15 protein-coding genes are annotated in these 15,975 nt (G+C 63.4%); 3 read left to right on the top strand and 12 right to left on the bottom strand.

Annotated features, from left to right (window positions below; translation table 11 throughout):
- Positions 1-72: 72 nt before the first annotated feature.
- From acuI to LMTR13_RS07540, 3 genes are all read right to left on the bottom strand, one after another.
- Positions 73-1,059 carry an acrylyl-CoA reductase (NADPH) gene (gene acuI / locus LMTR13_RS07550; RefSeq protein ID WP_065727346.1) on the bottom strand — a complete coding sequence of 329 codons (987 nt, stop codon included), beginning with the start codon at positions 1,057-1,059 and terminating at the stop codon, positions 73-75.
- A 42-nt stretch (positions 1,060-1,101) separates the two neighbouring features.
- Positions 1,102-2,349, bottom strand: a complete 1,248-nt coding sequence (locus tag LMTR13_RS07545; RefSeq protein WP_065727345.1) for an MFS transporter — start codon at positions 2,347-2,349, stop codon at positions 1,102-1,104.
- 317 nt (positions 2,350-2,666) lie between these two features.
- Positions 2,667-4,091 carry a cell wall hydrolase gene (locus LMTR13_RS07540; protein WP_065727344.1) on the bottom strand — a complete coding sequence of 475 codons (1,425 nt, stop codon included), beginning with the start codon at positions 4,089-4,091 and terminating at the stop codon, positions 2,667-2,669.
- Between the two features lie 131 nt (positions 4,092-4,222).
- On the opposite strand from LMTR13_RS07540, the gene LMTR13_RS40320 reads away from it, so the two are divergent.
- The gene (locus tag LMTR13_RS40320) at positions 4,223-4,405 is read left to right on the top strand and encodes a hypothetical protein (protein WP_156795469.1); all 183 of its coding nucleotides are present in this window, start codon (positions 4,223-4,225) and stop codon (positions 4,403-4,405) included.
- Positions 4,406-4,529: 124 nt separating this feature from the next.
- Here LMTR13_RS40320 and ppdK read toward each other — a convergent pair whose 3' ends face one another.
- Both ppdK and LMTR13_RS38735 read right to left on the bottom strand, forming a co-directional pair.
- Positions 4,530-7,409 (bottom strand): pyruvate, phosphate dikinase, encoded by a 2,880-nt coding sequence (gene ppdK, locus LMTR13_RS07530; RefSeq protein ID WP_065727342.1) that lies wholly within the window; start codon positions 7,407-7,409, stop codon positions 4,530-4,532.
- A gap of 83 nt (positions 7,410-7,492) precedes the next feature.
- Positions 7,493-7,648 (bottom strand): DUF3096 domain-containing protein, encoded by a 156-nt coding sequence (locus tag LMTR13_RS38735; protein WP_082637306.1) that lies wholly within the window; start codon positions 7,646-7,648, stop codon positions 7,493-7,495.
- A gap of 238 nt (positions 7,649-7,886) precedes the next feature.
- Between LMTR13_RS38735 and LMTR13_RS07525 the strand changes: the two genes are divergently transcribed.
- On the top strand, positions 7,887-8,249 hold the full coding sequence (locus tag LMTR13_RS07525) for a DUF1236 domain-containing protein (protein ID WP_065727341.1): 363 nt from the start codon (positions 7,887-7,889) through the stop codon (positions 8,247-8,249).
- Positions 8,250-8,498: 249 nt separating this feature from the next.
- Here LMTR13_RS07525 and LMTR13_RS07520 read toward each other — a convergent pair whose 3' ends face one another.
- From LMTR13_RS07520 to LMTR13_RS07490, 7 genes are all read right to left on the bottom strand, one after another.
- Entirely contained in the window at positions 8,499-9,101 is a 603-nt protein-coding gene (locus LMTR13_RS07520) for a class I SAM-dependent methyltransferase (protein WP_065727340.1), read from the bottom strand.
- Between the two features lie 3 nt (positions 9,102-9,104).
- Complete coding sequence (glyS, locus tag LMTR13_RS07515; RefSeq protein ID WP_065727339.1) at positions 9,105-11,204, bottom strand: glycine--tRNA ligase subunit beta; 2,100 nt, start codon at positions 11,202-11,204, stop codon at positions 9,105-9,107.
- On the bottom strand, positions 11,204-12,139 hold the full coding sequence (locus LMTR13_RS07510) for a glycine--tRNA ligase subunit alpha (protein WP_065727338.1): 936 nt from the start codon (positions 12,137-12,139) through the stop codon (positions 11,204-11,206). Before LMTR13_RS07510 ends, glyS begins: the two co-directional genes overlap by 1 nt.
- Positions 12,140-12,366: 227 nt before the next feature.
- Positions 12,367-12,558 (bottom strand): hypothetical protein, encoded by a 192-nt coding sequence (locus LMTR13_RS07505; RefSeq protein WP_065732503.1) that lies wholly within the window; start codon positions 12,556-12,558, stop codon positions 12,367-12,369.
- 111 nt (positions 12,559-12,669) lie between these two features.
- Positions 12,670-13,575 carry a S49 family peptidase gene (locus LMTR13_RS07500; RefSeq protein WP_065727337.1) on the bottom strand — a complete coding sequence of 302 codons (906 nt, stop codon included), beginning with the start codon at positions 13,573-13,575 and terminating at the stop codon, positions 12,670-12,672.
- A 241-nt stretch (positions 13,576-13,816) separates the two neighbouring features.
- A complete protein-coding gene (locus LMTR13_RS07495; RefSeq protein WP_065727336.1) occupies positions 13,817-14,584 on the bottom strand; it encodes a tRNA1(Val) (adenine(37)-N6)-methyltransferase in 768 nt (255 codons plus the stop codon).
- A complete protein-coding gene (locus tag LMTR13_RS07490; RefSeq protein ID WP_065727335.1) occupies positions 14,577-14,804 on the bottom strand; it encodes a putative signal transducing protein in 228 nt (75 codons plus the stop codon). Before LMTR13_RS07490 ends, LMTR13_RS07495 begins: the two co-directional genes overlap by 8 nt.
- Positions 14,805-14,937: 133 nt before the next feature.
- On the opposite strand from LMTR13_RS07490, the gene LMTR13_RS07485 reads away from it, so the two are divergent.
- Positions 14,938-15,948: a polyprenyl synthetase family protein gene (locus LMTR13_RS07485; RefSeq protein ID WP_065732502.1), complete on the top strand. Its 1,011-nt coding sequence runs from the start codon at positions 14,938-14,940 to the stop codon at positions 15,946-15,948.
- The last annotated feature ends 27 nt before the right edge of the window (positions 15,949-15,975 follow it).

Genomic DNA, 15,975 nt, shown 5'->3' with positions numbered 1-15,975 from the left:
GCCTTTACCCGCTGCTTACCATACCAACCGTGGCAACATTGGAGCAGGTTGGTTGGCAAAGTCTGAATACCGTTAGGGAATTTTTACCACGATTCGACCGCGGACCTTCCCTGCGAGGATTTCAGCGCCTGCGCCGATCACCTGATCTAAACCTATTTCGTGAGTGATATCAGCTAGTTTTCCCTTGTCCAAATCGCTGGCGAGGCGGTTCCAGGCGGCCTTTCGCAGCTCGATCGGGCACATCACCGAGTCGATGCCGAGAAGGCACACTCCGCGCAAAATAAACGGTGCGACCGAGGACGGCAGATCCATACCGGCGGCGAGGCCGCAGGCGGCAATGGCTCCGCCATATTTCGTCATCGAAAGCAGGTTGGCGAGCGTGGTCGAACCGACGCTGTCGACGCCGCCCGCCCAGCGTTCCTTCGCCAGCGGCTTGGCGGGACCTGCGAGCTCGGCGCGATCGATCACTTCGGCGGCGCCGAGGCCCTTGAGATAGTCGGCCTCCGACATCCGTCCCGTGGAGGCGATGACGTGGTAGCCGAGTTTCGAAAGCACAGCGATCGCGACCGAGCCGACGCCGCCGGCGGCGCCCGTCACAGCGATGGGACCGCTCTTCGGCGTCAGTCCATGCTTCTCCAGCGCCAGCACCGACAGCATCGCGGTGTAGCCGGCGGTGCCGATCGCCATCGCCTCACGCGTCGACATTCCGTCCGGCAGCCGCACCAGCCAATCGCCCTTGACGCGCGCTTTTTCGGCATAGGCGCCGAGATGCGTCTCGCCCATGCCCCAGCCGTTGCAGACGACCTTGTCGCCCGCCTTCCATGCCGGGTGCGAAGATTGTTGGACGGTGCCTGCAAAGTCGATGCCGGCGATCATCGGGAAACGCCGCACCACGGGCGCCTTGCCGGTGACGGCGAGACCATCCTTGTAGTTCAGCGTCGACCACTCGACGGCGACTGTGACGTCGCCGTCCATCAACTCGGCTTCGTCGAACTGGGTCAGCGCGGCGGTGGTACCCTTGTCCGCCTTGTCGATCCTGATGGCCTTGAACGTTCCCACGGCAAACTCCCCGGACTTTTCTCTGTCGGAGTGTTTACCGCATCAGGCGGGTTGTGCAACCGGGCGTGCGACCGGCTGCTCGACGATCGGCAGGTTGATCAGCGCCGACAGCACACCGAACAGGATCGAGAGCCACCAGATCGGGGTGTAGGAGCCGAACTGCTCGAACACGATGCCGCCAAGCCAGACGCCGAGGAAGCCGCCGACCTGATGGCTGACGAAGGCAAAGCCGTACAGCGTGGCGAACCACTTTGTGCCGAACATCAGCGCCACCAACGCCGATGTCGGCGGCACCGTCGAGAGCCAGGTCAGGCCGCTGATCGCACCGAACATGATGGCCGAGAATGTCGTGATCGGAAACGAGATGAACGCGACGATCGCCAAGGCTCGGGTAAAGTAGATCAGGGAAAGGATGTAACGCTTCGGGTACTTGTTCTGCAGCCAGCCGACGCTGAGCGATCCGATGATGTTGAACAGGCCGATCGCCGCAACGACCCATCCGCCTGTCTGCGACGAGACGCCGCGATCGGCGAGATAGGCCGGCAGATGCACGGTGATGAAGGCGAGCTGGAAGCCGCAGGTGAAGAAGCCAAGGACCAGGAGAACATAGGAGCGATGGCCGAACGCCTCCGCCAGAGCGGTCTTGAACGATTGCTGGTCCCCGACAGGCTCGTTCGATGACGTCGAGGGTGGCGTCGCAATCGCCAGCGACAGCGGCACGATCAGCAGCATCAGGAGCGCGAATACCGTCAGCGCCGCCTGCCAGCCGAAATTGTCGATCATCGCGACGCCGAACGGCGCGAACAGGAACTGGCCGAACGAGCCGGCCGCGGTGCCGGCGCCGAGCGCAATGCCGCGCTTCTCGACCGGCAGCAACTTGCTGAACGCCGACAGCACGAGATTGAATGAACAGCCGGAAAGACCGAAGCCGATCAGGACACCGGCGCCGAGATCGAGCGACAGTGGCGCCGTGGAATAACGCATCAGAAGCAGGCCGGCGGCATAGAGCAAGGCGCCGACAATCATCACACGCAGGATGCCGAAGCGATCGGCGATGGCGCCCGCAATCGGCTGCCCCAGTCCCCACAGCAGGTTCTGCAGCGCCAGCGCGAGGCCGAAGACGTCGCGGCCCCAGGCGAATTCGCGGCTCATCGGCTGAACGAAAAAGCCGAGGCTGGAGCGCGGGCCGAAGCTCAACAGCGCGATCGCGCAGCCGCAGATGATGATGACGAGCGGCGTGCGCCAGGTGCCGAGGCCGGAGGATGGACGAAGTTCGGTCGTTACAGCCATTTGCTTCCCCCTGGACCAATCGGCGCCCGGGACAGCCGGACGAAACATTACGGTGAATTAATGCAGTTGCATGAAAACCCCAAGAGGGCGGCAGAGAAAATTTTTCCGCTGCAGGGCAGCTCTGCAAAATTGTCGAGGGCAATGAGTGCAATTTTGCAGGCGCGATGGCGCTCTCACCCCGATGTCGGCCCTGCGAACGGACCCATACGCCGCGGCCGTTCGATTTAAGGAAGTGCCGGTCGTTCGGCTTCGATCAACATCATCCGCTGGTGGTTATGGGTCCCTGCGTTCCGTTCGCAGGGACGACGGAGAGAGAACTACCGCTTCGCGCTGGCCTGCTCGGCCGAGCTTTGCGCGGCTTCGGCGAGCTTGGCGGAGATCGCCGCGGTCTCGGCGGCCGAGCCCCAGCTCGGCGCGTCGCTGCCGTTGCCCCAGGCGCGCGGCCGGTAGAAGGTATGTACACCGGTCTTGTACATCTTCCTCATTTCGTTGACCCAGGACGGCCGCACCCAATAGGCGTGGTAGTGGGTCGACTTGTCGACTTCCGGCAGCCAGAGCTGGCCGTCGAGCATCGCCTTCGCGATCCTCTTCGCCCGCTCCCACATGTCGGGCTCGCGGACGACGTCCTTGTTGTTGTCGCAGGCGAAGGTGAACTGGCACGCCAGGTGGCGGTGCTTGTTCTGGTAGACCACGCCGCACACGGACTCGGGATATTTGCCGGAAAAGGCGCGGTTCAAAACCACCTGCGCCACCGCGATCTGGCCTCGCACCGCTTCGCCGCGGGCCTCGAAGTAGACGGCTTCGGCCAAACACTTCTCCGACTTGGCGCGCGACTTCTCGTCGAACAGGCCGAGGCGTTCGGCGGGTGTCTTGGCGCGCTGGTTGTCGGCGTTGACCTCGCCCTTCGGCGCGACGCTCTCGCCCACCTCGCCGGCCCGCACCGGACCATCGGCATCGACCGGCAGCGAAGCCATCACCTTCATGTCGGAATCGGGACGCACGGCTGGCATGACGATAACGGGCTCTTCACCGGGCTGCCAGCGTTCGATGCTCTCGGGCGAGCCGAGCGATGAGCCAAAGAACAGGCTCGAGGTCTTGAAGGAGAAACCATCGCGCGGCGGCGTAGCCGCTTGCGGCGCGACCTCGTCCTGCGGTTTGCTCTCAAGCGAAGGCGACATATCCAGTGGCGGCGCGTTCAGCGCCGCCTGCAGCTCGGGATCGAGCGGCGCGCGCTCGGCGGACGGCGGCGTCTCGGCGGTCTTGGCGCCCTTGACCGATGCATTTGATGTCGCGGGATCCTCGATCGCCGGCGCTCGATCGGCCGGGCCTGTAGTCTCCGTTGCCGGTGACGGCGGCGCGATGACAAGGCGGTCGCCCTTCAATGTGCGGTCGACCTTGGGGAAATCGGCAGCATGATAGCGCGGCGGTGGAGCGACTATGGGATTGCGCGTCACTGAACCGGAGATGTCGATGCCCTGATTGTCGAGACTTGCGAGACGGTAAGTCGCGGTTTGCGGCGAGGAGGTTCCGATCGGACGGCCGAAAGAGAACGTCGCAACCTGGATGGTGCCGGCGGAGGAGAATACGCGCGTTTGCCAGCGCTCGGCGACGCCCGGCTGGCGCGCCAGCAGCGAGGCGATGTCCTGATATCCGGTCTCGGTCGGCATCAATGCGAAGATGCAGAGACCGAGACCGAAGGACGCGAACCGCGCGCCCTTCGGCTGGTTACGCAACACAAACATTGTACGCTCACGCAACGCTTACATGATCGAACGTCAGTACATCCGTGCAATTCGACCTTTTTTGTTGGTATCGAATTTAGGTTGCCGGGGAGTTAATCGGCGTGGCGTGCGCGCTACACGCAAGACATCGCATGATTTCTCAGCATTGCATGAGAAGACTTGGTAAAAGGCCACTCGACGAAAGTGGTAAACAACCCGTCAACGAAGATGATGAAGAAATTGATGCGCGCGTGTGGGCGAAGCTCTTTCGAGTTCCAAGCGTTGAATCCGTCATTGTGAGCGAAGCGAAGCAATCCATCGCGTCGCGTATTTGATGTATGGATTGCTTCGTCGCTGCGCTTCCTCGCAATGACGGCTCTGGCCCATGCGCCAAAAACGAAAATGCCCGGGACAAGCCCGGGCATGAGGTCGCGTTGGTTGATAGCCGGTGCGTATAATCTACGCCTGGCTCACCACTGTCTTGCCGAGCGCGGCCTGCGCGGCGGCAAGTCGTGCAATCGGCACGCGATAGGGCGAGCACGAGACGTAGTCGAGTCCGATCTCATGGCAGAACGCCACCGAGGCGGGATCGCCGCCATGCTCGCCGCAGATGCCGACCTTCAAATTGGGTCGCGTCTTGCGGCCGCGGGCGACGCCGATCTTCACCAGTTCGCCCACGCCATCGCGATCGACCGAAATGAACGGATCGATCTCGAGAATTCCCTTGCTGACATAGGTGCCGAGGAAGCTTGCGGCGTCGTCGCGGCTGATGCCGTAGGTGGTCTGGGTCAGGTCGTTGGTGCCGAACGAGAAGAACTCCGCGGTCTGCGCGACGTCACCAGCCATCAGGCACGCGCGCGGCAGCTCGATCATCGTTCCAACCTGATAAGCGAGCTTCTTGCCGGTCTCCTTAATCACCGATTGCGCGGTGGCGTCGATCCGCGCCTTGACCAGGTCGAACTCGGCCTTGGTCGCGATCAGCGGCACCATCACCTCGAGGCCGACGGCCTCGCCGGTGCGCTTCTCGGCTTCGACCGCCGCTTCAAAGATTGCGCGCGCCTGCATCTCGGCGATCTCGGGATAGGCGATCGCAAGCCGGCAGCCGCGGAAGCCGAGCATCGGGTTGAACTCGGCGAGATCGCGGGCGCGATCGGCAAGCCGGCGCGGATCGGTGTTCATCGCGCGCGCGACTTCCTCGATTTCGGCCTGGGTGTGCGGCAGGAATTCATGCAGCGGCGGATCGAGCAGACGGATCGTGACAGGGAGGCCCTTCATGATCTCGAACAGCTCGACGAAATCGGCGCGCTGCATCGGCAACAGTTTTGACAGCGCCGCACGGCGCGACTGCTCGTCCTCGGAAAGAATCATCTCGCGCACGGTGCGGATGCGGGTTTCCTCGAAGAACATGTGCTCGGTGCGGCACAGCCCGATGCCCTCGGCGCCGAACTTCACGGCCGTGCGCGCATCGTCCGGCGTGTCGCCATTGACGCGGACGCCGAGCTTGCGGACGGCATCGGCCCAGCCCATTAACGTGCCGAATTCGCCCGACAGTTTCGGCTCGATCATCGGCATCTTGCCGGCCAGCACCTGGCCGAGCGAGCCGTCGATGGTGATGACGTCGCCGGTCTTGAAGGTTCGGGAGCCCACACTCATCGTGCCACGGCCATAGTCGACGCGAATGGCGCCGCAGCCGGAAACGCAGGGCTTGCCCATGCCGCGCGCGACCACGGCGGCGTGCGAGGTCATGCCGCCGCGGGTGGTCAAAATGCCTTCGGCGGCGTGCATGCCGTGAATGTCTTCCGGACTGGTTTCGACGCGCACCAGAATGACGTTGCGGCCGTCGGCCTGGAGTTTGGCGGCTTCATCGGACGAGAACACGATCTCGCCGGATGCGGCGCCGGGCGAAGCCGGCAGGCCGGTCGCGATCACGTCGCGCTTCGCCTGGGGATCGATGGTCGGATGCAGCAACTGATCCAGCGAAGCCGGGTCGATCCGCATCACCGCGTCCTTCTTCGAGATCAGGCCTTCATTGGCGAGTTCGACCGCGATGCGCAGCGCCGCCTTCGCGGTGCGCTTGCCGCCGCGGGTCTGCAGCATCCACAACTTGCCCTGCTCGACCGTGAACTCCATGTCCTGCATGTCGCGGTAGTGCTTTTCGAGCAGCGTGTAGAACCGCGTCAGCTCCTTGAACGCCTCCGGCATCGCCGTTTCCATCGACGGCTTGTCGGAGCCGGATTCCTGGCGCGCGGCTTCGGTGATGTCCTGCGGCGTGCGAATGCCCGCCACCACGTCCTCGCCCTGCGCGTTGATCAGGAATTCGCCGTAGAGCTTGCTCTCGCCGGTCGAGGGATTGCGCGTGAACGCAACGCCGGTCGCGGACGTCTCGCCCATATTGCCGAACACCATGGCCTGCACATTGACGGCAGTGCCCCAGGATTCCGGGATGTCATGCAAGCGGCGGTAAGTGACCGCACGCGCATTCATCCAGGATGAGAACACCGCGCCGATCGCGCCCCACAATTGCTCGTGCGGATCCTGCGGAAAATCCCTTCCGGTCTCGCGCGCCACCGCTTCCTTGTACTTGCCGACCAGTTCGACCCAGTCGTCGCCAGAGAGATCGGTGTCGAGCGTGTAGCCCTGGCTGTCCTTGAAGGTATCGAGGATGTCCTCGAAGTGATGATGCTCGAAGCCGAGCACCACGTCCGAATACATCGTGATGAAGCGGCGATAGCTGTCGTAGGCAAAGCGGCGATCGCCGGAAAGCTCGGCGAGCGCTTCGACCGTCTTGTCGTTGAGGCCGAGATTGAGGACCGTATCCATCATGCCGGGCATCGAAGCGCGGCCGCCGGAGCGGACCGACACCAGGAGCGGATTCTTCGAATCGCCGAATGCCTTGCCGGTCAGCTTGCCGACATACTCGAGCGCCTTCTCGACCTGCGCCTTCAGCGCGGGCGGATAGGTTTTGTCGTGCGCATAGAAATAGGTGCAGACCGAGGTCGGAATGGTGAAGCCCGGAGGCACCGGCAGGCCGAGATTGGCCATCTCGGCAAGGTTGGCGCCCTTGCCGCCGAGCAGGTCGCGCAGGCCCGCTTTGCCCTCGGCCTTGCCGTCCCCGAAGGTATAAACCCACTTGCCGGATTTTACCGCTTCGGGAGCAGGCTTGCGGACGGCAGCCTTCTTGGCCGCGACCTTGGCGGCCGGCTTGGCCGGGGCCTTCTTCAGCGCCTTGCGGGCCGAGGTCTGCGGCGCGGCCTTCGGCCGGGCGGATGACTTTGATTTCGCTACAGATTTCACTGCAGCCTTCCTGGACTTCGCGACGGCTTTGGCCATGGATTCCATCTATCCGAAAAAGGGAAGAAGATTGCGCGCCTTACACCACTTTGAGGGGTTCCGCGCAAGCCGCGAAACCCCGCTTTCCAGTGCTAGAACTTGAACATCTTGAGCACGCCGAGACCCACCAGGCCGACGAAGATCAGGTAGATGGCGACGATGTAGTTGAGCAGCCGCGGCATGATCAGGATGAATATCCCGGCGAGCAGAGCAACGATCGCGGGAACATGCGTGGCGGTGATGGTCATTGAAATCTCCGGATGATCGGGGTGGGAAATCGAATCGAGGGCGGCAACTTAACCGCTGGCGCGGTTCGGGAATAGCAAGACGCTCAACCGCTTCAATGGGTTCCAGCCTCCGCAACAATTCCCCAGAAATGCCGCGGATGAGACCGCGCTTTTCCCGGAACAATGCCGCACGCGATGAATTGGCCCGCATTGTGTGTGCTGGCGTAAGCCGGCGCCTCTTCTCGCGAAGGAGTTGACTATGCGGAACAGACTAATTGCCATTGCGGCGATCACGGGCGCGATGGCCGTCCCAATCGCGGCTCAGGCGCAGACCTCGATCACCACTGGCACAGCCGGCGGCAACACGGTCGTCATTGGTGAACATGAAGGCATAGCGGCCGACGTGCGTCCGGCCTTCCGCGAATACATCGTGCGTGAACGCGTGCCGAATTACACGATTTCCGAACGTGTGACGGTCGGCGCTGTGCTGCCGGAAACCGGCGTGACCTACTACGACGTGCCGCAATCGTTCGGCGTGACGCCCTATCGCTACACCGTGGTGAACGGCCAGACGATATTGGTCGAACCGCGTTCGCGTCGCATCGTTCAGGTGGTCGATTGACCTTCAGTGGCCTGAACGAGTGGTCCGGGCGCCGCGCAAGCGGATGTGCGCGAGATACGACCGGACAAAAGCCCCGCCCGGCGTCCCCTCCGGGCGGGGTCTTTCTTGCTCGTTCACTCTCGTATCCCGGACGCGGTACAGCGCGAAGCGATGCACCGCAGAGCCGGGACCCATTCGCCGCGCGACGCATCGTGGGCCCCGGATCAGCAGCGCGTCACTTCGTGCTGCGCAGCATCCGGGGCACGATCGCTACTCCCTGATTTCCAACCCCGGCTTCTTCACCACGAGCCGGTGAATCTTCTTTCCCGATGAGGCGCTGACGACCTCTTCGTCGAGCAATACAGTCGCGTTCTTCAGCTCCGCCCGCACGACCGCCGGATCCAACGCGGCGTAAAGCCGTCCCTGCGCGTCGCGCTGATCGGCGCCTTCGGTGACGCGCCAGCTCAGATAGAGAATGCCGCTGGGCTTGACGATATCGAGCAGACGGCGCACCGACAGAGCAATCTCCTTGCGGTCGAGATGCATGATCACGGTTTCGCACAGCACGTTATCGAACGTGCCGATGCCGCGCAGATCGGGCAATTCGGCATGCGCGAACTTGCACGAGGGATAGCACCGGCGCGCTTCGTTGAGCAGGCCTTCGGAAGCCTCGAAGCCCACGGCCGGAAAACCGTTCGCATTGAGCCAGGCGACCTCGCGGCCACAGCCGCAGCCGATATCGGCCGAGTTGCCACCGCGCACGAAAAACCGTTCGACGATTTCCTGCAGGTCGACGGGCGCCGGCTGACCGAGCCAGTCCTTCGCGAACGCCGCCGCATCCTGGTCATAAGCGGCGAGCGTCTGACGATCCATGGTCTAGCCTTCGATCTTGGAAAAATCCGCAACCGCGCGGGTCGCCGCGCGGATTTCGTTCAAGAGTTTTAGTCGATTCTCGCGCACCTTGGGTTCATCGTCATTGACCTTGACTTTGTCGAAGAACGCATCGACGGCAGGCCGCAGCTTCGCCATCGCGCTCATCGCGGCGGCAAAATCTTCCTTCCGCACGGCGGCTCCCGCCTCGCTCTTGGCCTGGTCGATCGCCTTGGCGAGCGCCTTTTCCTCAGGCAGCGTATAGAGCCCGGCATCCGGGGCGCCGTCGAAGCTGCGCTTGTCCCTCTTCTCCTCGATCGAGAGAATGTTACTCGCGCGCTTGGTCCCCGCAAGCAGGTTCTTGCCGTCGTCGGTGTCGAGGAATTTGCCGAGCGCCTCGACGCGGCGGACCACCAGCAGCAAATCGTCCTGGCCGCCGAGCGAAAACACGGCGTCGACGAGATCGTGGCGCGCGCCCTGGTCGCGTAGCTGGACTTTCAGGCGGTCGGCGAAGAAGGAGAGGAGATCTGTCGGAAGATTCTGAGTGTCGCCGTTTGCCGGCAAACCGGCTATCGCCGACTTCGCGACGTTCACGATCGGCAGCCGAAGCGTATTATCAACGATTAGCCTGATGACGCCCAGCGCCGCGCGTCGCAGAGCATACGGGTCCTTGCTTCCGGTTGGCTTCTCGTCGATCGCCCAGAATCCGACCAGCGTATCGACCTTGTCGGCCAGAGCGACCGCCACGCTCACCGGATCGTTTGGAACGCGATCGGCAGGCCCTTGCGGCTTGTAATGCTCCTCGCTTGCGGCGGCGACGGAGGTGTCCTCTCCCTGCGCCTGCGCATAATACTTCCCCATCAAGCCCTGCAACTCGGGGAATTCGCCGACGACTTCGGTCAACAAATCCGCCTTTGCCAGATGCGCGGCGCGCTTGGCCTTTTCGACATCGGCACCGACCAGCGGCGCGATCTCGGCAGCCAACCGCTCGATCCGCTTGATCCGCTCCGCCTGCGTGCCGATCTTCTCGTGAAATACGATCTGCTCGAATTTCGGCAGCCGGCTCTCGAGCTTCGTCTTCAGGTCGGTCTCGTAGAAGAATTTTGCGTCGCTCAACCGCGCGCGGATGACGCGCTCGTTGCCGGCAACGATCACCTTGCCGCCGTCGGTCGCCTCGATATTGGCGGTCAGGATGAACTTGTTCGCGAGCTTTCCTGTCTTGGGATCGCGCACCACAAAACATTTCTGGTTGTTGCGGATGGTGGCACGGATCACCTCGTCCGGGATCGTGAGATACTCCTCGTCGAACGAGCCCATCAGCGCGACCGGCCATTCGACGAGGCCGGCGACTTCGTCCAGCAGCCCCTGATCCTCGACCAGTTCAAAGCCCTGTGCGAAGGCCAGTTGCTTGGCGTCGGCGAGGATGGCGTCCTTGCGGCGCTCGGGATCGAGCACGACCTTCGCATCGAGAAGTTTTGCTTCGTAATCCTCGAAGCGGCGCACCGAGATCGCCGATGGCGCCATGAAGCGGTGGCCGAACGTGGTCTGCCCGGCTTCGATGCCGTCGACGGAAAACTTCACCACATCGGGCTCTTCGGTTTCGAGCCCAAAAGTCGCGATGATCGAGTGCAGCGGCCGCACCCAGGACAGCGAACCCGATTTGGTCGAACGTGCGCCCCAGCGCATCGACTTCGGCCACGGGAAGGTGCGGATGATGACGGGTAGAATCTCGGCGAGCACGTCGACGGTGGCGCGGCCCGGCTTTTCGATCAGCGCGATGTAGAAATCGCCCTTCTTCGGGTCGGTCTGGATCTTGGCGTCTTCGATCTTGGCCAGACCGGTCGCCTTCAAAAATCCCTGGATCGCGGCATCAGGTCCGCCGACGCGCGGGCCGCGGCGTTCTTCCTTCAAATCGGATTGTCGCACCGGGATGCCGTGCACGGTCAGCGTCAGCCGACGCGGCGTCGCGAACGCTTTTGCGCCTTCATAGACGAGGCCCTCAGCGACGAGCTTGTCGGTGACCATGCGGCGCAGATCGTCTGCCGCCTTCGCCTGCATGCGCGCGGGGATCTCTTCGGAGAAGAGTTCGAGAAGAAGATCTGGCATCAGACCGCCCCGCCCGCTTCGGTGTGAACCCAGGCTTCGCCGCAGGCCTTTGCCAGCTCGCGCACGCGCATGATGTAGCTCTGCCGCTCCGTCACCGAGATCACGCCGCGGGCATCGAGCAGGTTGAAGACATGGCTCGCCTTGATGCACTGGTCATAGGCCGGCAGCGCCATCAGATGTTCTTTCTGATTGCCGCCCTCTTTCCACCCGGCCGCGAGATACTTCTTGCAGGCGTCTTCCGCCATCCTGAACTGCTCGAACAGCATCGCAGTATCGGCGTGCTCGAAATTGTGCCGGGAATATTCCTGCTCGGCCTGCAGGAAGACGTCGCCATAGGTGACCTTGTCGGCGCCGTCGCGGCCGTTGAAGTTGAGATCGTAGACGCGGTCGACGCCCTGCACATACATCGCAAGACGCTCGAGCCCGTAGGTGAGCTCGCCGGAAACGGGTGAGCATTCGACGCCCGCGACCTGCTGGAAGTAAGTGAACTGGCTGACTTCCATGCCGTCGCACCAGCACTCCCAGCCCAACCCCCAGGCGCCGAGCGTCGGGCTTTCCCAATCGTCCTCGACGAAGCGGATGTCGTGGACGCTGGAATCGATGCCGATCGCGGCGAGCGACTTCAGGTACAGATCCTGCAAGTTCGGCGGCGACGGCTTCATGATCACCTGAAACTGGTAGTAGTGCTGCAGCCGGTTGGGGTTCTCTCCGTAGCGGCCGTCCTTCGGCCGGCGCGAGGGCTGCACATAAGCCGCGTTCCAGCGCTTCGGCCCCAGCGCGCGCAGCGTCGTCGCCGGATGAAAGGTGCCCGCGCCCATTTCCATGTCGTAGGGCTGCAGGATCACGCAGCCCTGCTCCGCCCAGAACCGCTGGAGAGCTAGGATGAAGCCCTGGAACGAACGTTCCGGGCGCATATGGGCAGGCAAAGCGTCCATCGGCAGAATCGGTCTCGCGAGGGGGGTTTAAGAGCGCGGGACCGTATCGGCGTAGGGGCAGGGAATCAAGGCGATGGAGCCCTGTATTCCTCATGGTGAGAAGCGCGACGGCGCCGCGCGTCTCCGGACGATGCCGGGCATCGCCGGGCGAACCATGAGGCCCCGAACGCGTGGCCATCCTTCGAGACGTGGGCTGTCGCCCGCTTCTCAGGATTGAGTGCCGGAGGCTAACCCGGCCGATAGGCGCCGGTGACGGGGTCGCGTCGGAGGGTTGGAATATCGGTCGTTTGGGTGGCCTCGGCGACGCGTGCCAGACGCGCCTCCTCGAGTTCCCTGTTGATCCGGACGGCAGTCTTGTAGGCCCAGCGGACCACGGCGAGCCCTCCCAGGGCACCCGCGAAAGCGATCAGCGGCGGCATCGGTCGATCCTTGTCGTTCACGTCTCAGCCCCCAATGGGTTGCATTCTCGCCGAAGCCGGCCCGCGCCGCAATTCCGCTTTTGGGACTAAATGGCGCGGGTAGCGCCGGGCCTAGAACCCGAATTTGGCCCAAATTGCCCTTGTCTCCAGCGCCGAAATCAGGTCATCCGGCAATCCCCCGATACCATCGGCCAGCGAGCCCGCGCCTGGCGATCTCCGGCCCAAGAGCCCCGCCAGCATCCCGCTTGCCGGCGCGATGACGGGTGTCAGCACTTTGTCACCATAGCGCTCGCGCAGCGTCGAGCGGAGATCGCCGATCTTGTCCGCAAGGCCGAGCGACACCGACCTCTCCCCCGCCCAGTACTCGCCGGTGAACAGGACGTCGTCGGCCTCCTTGAGGCGCGCGCCGCGGCTGTCTTTGACCAGCGCGATGAAGATGGCGTGGATCTCGCGCTGCAGAGTCTTCAGGCGGGCGACGTCATCTGGATCTTCGGGCAGGAAGGGATCCAGCATCGCCTTGTGCTCGCCAGCCGTGTAAAGCCGCCGCTCGACCCCAATCCGCTTGATCAAATCCTGAAAGCCGAAACTGCCGCCGACCACGCCGATCGAGCCGAGGATCGAGGACGGATCGCAAAAAATCTCGTCGCCGGCGCAAGCGATCGTGTAGCCGCCGGATGCCGCGACGTCCTCGACGAACACCAGCACCGGCAGCTTCTTTTCCGCGGCAAGTTGCCTGATCCGCAGGTAAATCTGCCGCGATTGCACCGGCGAGCCCCCGGGCGAATTGATCACCAGCGCCACCGCCTTGGCGTGTCGGGTGGCGAAGGCGCGTTCGAGCGTCTTGGCAATGCCGGCCAGCGTCAGGCCCGGCCGCAACGGCGTCACCGCGCCGATGACGCCCGACAGGCGGACGACCGGGACAACCGCGGCGTCGCGCCGGAATTTTGCCGGAATGAATTGTTTCAGCCTGTCAATGAGGCCCGGCAATCCCGCGCGATCACTTAATTGTTCACTCATGCCGTTACCTCGAATTAACCATTTTTTATCGCGCCACTGTCATTGCAAAGGCCGGAACGCCTTTTGCATTGCAGACGTTAAAGCTGCAATGGCGCAGCGGAGACTGACATGAAAATCTACCTGCTGATAATGCTCATCGGCAGCCTTCTGGCCGCGATTCACTTTACCTCGCCGCCCAAACAACAGTCAGAGACGCTTCCGCAATAGCGTCCTGCTCGGGGAATTGGGACGTACGAGCCTTCTACGAGTTTGCAAGCGGCAAGGTTCCCTTGCCGGCCAGAATCTCCTGCACTTTTCGATTAGGCACGCCCTGCTCGTCGTTGAGCATCAGGGCGGGATGGATTTGCGTCGGCGCCCGCCCACCCTTGGTGGCGCGAACCAGGATGCGATTGGCAGGCGTCCGAACATCGCCGTGAACCGGCAGCACCTGCAGGCTCCCGAAACCGTGATCGAGCGCCGAGAGCACCTCGGCTAGCCCATCGGCACGCCAGATCAGCGTCAGCGCTCCCTTCGATCTGAGAGTGCGCCGCGCCGCGTGAATCCATTTCGAGAGCGTCGTTGCGGTCGCCATATGCGCGGCCCCGCGCGCCGTGTCCGGCGACACGCGATGCCGCGCCGGGTCGTTGAAGGGCGGATTCATCAGCACTGCATCGACGCTGTCAGGAAGGAGTCCGGCAGCGGCAAAAGCGGTGGCATCGGCCTCCACGTCAAGCACGATCACACTGGCTTGAATCGCATTCGCCTCCGCATTGGCGCGCGCAAGGCCCGCCAGCACAGCATTGATCTCCACCAGAACCAGATCGATGCCGGCCACGCGCCTGGCAACCGAAAGCCCCGCGGCCCCGACGCCGGCGCCGAAATCGGCCACACGGTCGCCCGAACGGGCCGCGGTCGCTGCCGCCAGCAGCACCGCATCGTGACCGGCGCGATGCCCCGACTTCAGTTGCTTCAGACGCAATTGCCCGCCGAGAAACGCATCCTCGGTGAGTTCGAGGACGCCGTCAGTCATCGGGGCGCAATTCGTGAGCCAGACCCGCCTCGGCCAGCAACCGGCGGGCTGCGCGATTGTCATCCTCATGAACCAGGATGCGGCGTGGCAGGATGCCGAGCGATCCCTCGATCACGCTCATGTTCTGGTCGAGCACCAGATGATGGATATTGGCGCCGTCGAGCAGCGCGCCGATTGCGGAAACCAGTACGATATCGTTGGTCCTGACCAATTCCCGCAAGTGGCGTTCTCCTTTTCGCCCCGGTGCGACGACGGCACGGGGTCTGTCAACCGTTACGTGCCCTTGCCGCGATTGCCGGCACTTTCTATTGTAGAACAAGGATAGTGCGAATTGGCCAAAATTGGAGACCCGCGTGGCGGTTATTGTACCCTTCGAAAGCCCGTCGAACGCTTCGATAGATGCGCTGGTCGGGCTGGTCGCCGCCGACATGGAGCGGGTCAACGCCACGATCCTGTCGCGTACGGGATCGGAAGTCACCATGATTCCGGAAGTCGCCAACCACCTGATCTCATCCGGCGGCAAACGTCTGCGCCCGATGCTGACGCTGGCGATGGCGGGCCTCGCCGGCTATTCCGGCGACGGCCATATCAAGCTCGCGGCTTCCGTCGAATTCATGCACACCGCAACGCTGCTTCATGACGACGTGGTCGACGAGAGCGAGCTGCGCCGCGGCAAGCTGTCGGCGCGGATGCTGTGGGGCAACGAGGCGAGCGTGCTGGTCGGCGACTTCCTGCTTGGCCAGGCCTTTCGCATGATGGTCGAGGTCGGCTCGCTGCGCGCGCTCGACATTCTCTCCTCGGCCGCTGCCACCATCGCCGAAGGCGAGGTGATGCAGCTTGCCGCGGCCAAGAACACCGCGACCACCGAGGACGAATATCTCGCCGTCATCAGGGGCAAGACGGCTGAGCTGTTCGCCGCCGCCTGCGAGGTCGGCCCCGCGATCGCCAACCGGCCGAAGGCCGAGCAGACCGCGTGCCGCTCGGTCGGCATGAATCTCGGCATCGCATTCCAGCTCGTCGACGACGTGCTGGACTATGGCGGCAAGGCCGCGAAGCTCGGCAAGAACATCGGCGACGATTTCCGCGAGGGCAAGATCACGCTGCCGGTGGTGCTGGCCTTCCGCCGCGGCAATGACAGCGAGCGCAAGTTCTGGATCAAGGCACTGGAGCGCGGCGAGATCGGCGACAGCGATCTCGATCACGCCATCGGCCTGATGACCAAGCACCGCGCGCTCGAGGACACGATCAGCCGCGCCCAGCATTACGGCGCGATGGCCGTCGACGCGCTGGCGCTATTCCCGGCTTCGCCAATGAAGACCGCGCTCGAACAGGTCGTAGCGTTCTGCCTGGCGCGATCGCATTGACCTTCGTAGGTTGGGCAAGGCGCGTCA

The organism is Bradyrhizobium icense (assembly GCF_001693385.1).
Taxonomy (GTDB): domain Bacteria; phylum Pseudomonadota; class Alphaproteobacteria; order Rhizobiales; family Xanthobacteraceae; genus Bradyrhizobium; species Bradyrhizobium icense.
This window is presented reverse-complemented; position numbering and strand designations above follow the sequence as displayed.

What these genes read in the sequence shown, in the direction of transcription:
- LMTR13_RS07545 (WP_065727345.1), bottom strand. Translation starts at nt 2,349, where the DNA reads ATGGCTGTAACGACCGAACTTCGTCCATCCTCCGGCCTCGGCACCTGG.
- LMTR13_RS07540 (WP_065727344.1), bottom strand. Translation starts at nt 4,091, where the DNA reads ATGTTTGTGTTGCGTAACCAGCCGAAGGGCGCGCGGTTCGCGTCCTTC.
- LMTR13_RS40320 (WP_156795469.1), top strand. Translation starts at nt 4,223, where the DNA reads ATGATTTCTCAGCATTGCATGAGAAGACTTGGTAAAAGGCCACTCGAC.
- ppdK (WP_065727342.1), bottom strand. Translation starts at nt 7,409, where the DNA reads ATGGAATCCATGGCCAAAGCCGTCGCGAAGTCCAGGAAGGCTGCAGTG.
- LMTR13_RS38735 (WP_082637306.1), bottom strand. Translation starts at nt 7,648, where the DNA reads ATGACCATCACCGCCACGCATGTTCCCGCGATCGTTGCTCTGCTCGCC.
- LMTR13_RS07525 (WP_065727341.1), top strand. Translation starts at nt 7,887, where the DNA reads ATGCGGAACAGACTAATTGCCATTGCGGCGATCACGGGCGCGATGGCC.
- LMTR13_RS07520 (WP_065727340.1), bottom strand. Translation starts at nt 9,101, where the DNA reads ATGGATCGTCAGACGCTCGCCGCTTATGACCAGGATGCGGCGGCGTTC.
- glyS (WP_065727339.1), bottom strand. Translation starts at nt 11,204, where the DNA reads ATGCCAGATCTTCTTCTCGAACTCTTCTCCGAAGAGATCCCCGCGCGC.
- LMTR13_RS07510 (WP_065727338.1), bottom strand. Translation starts at nt 12,139, where the DNA reads ATGGACGCTTTGCCTGCCCATATGCGCCCGGAACGTTCGTTCCAGGGC.
- LMTR13_RS07505 (WP_065732503.1), bottom strand. Translation starts at nt 12,558, where the DNA reads ATGCCGCCGCTGATCGCTTTCGCGGGTGCCCTGGGAGGGCTCGCCGTG.
- LMTR13_RS07500 (WP_065727337.1), bottom strand. Translation starts at nt 13,575, where the DNA reads ATGAGTGAACAATTAAGTGATCGCGCGGGATTGCCGGGCCTCATTGAC.
- LMTR13_RS07495 (WP_065727336.1), bottom strand. Translation starts at nt 14,584, where the DNA reads ATGACTGACGGCGTCCTCGAACTCACCGAGGATGCGTTTCTCGGCGGG.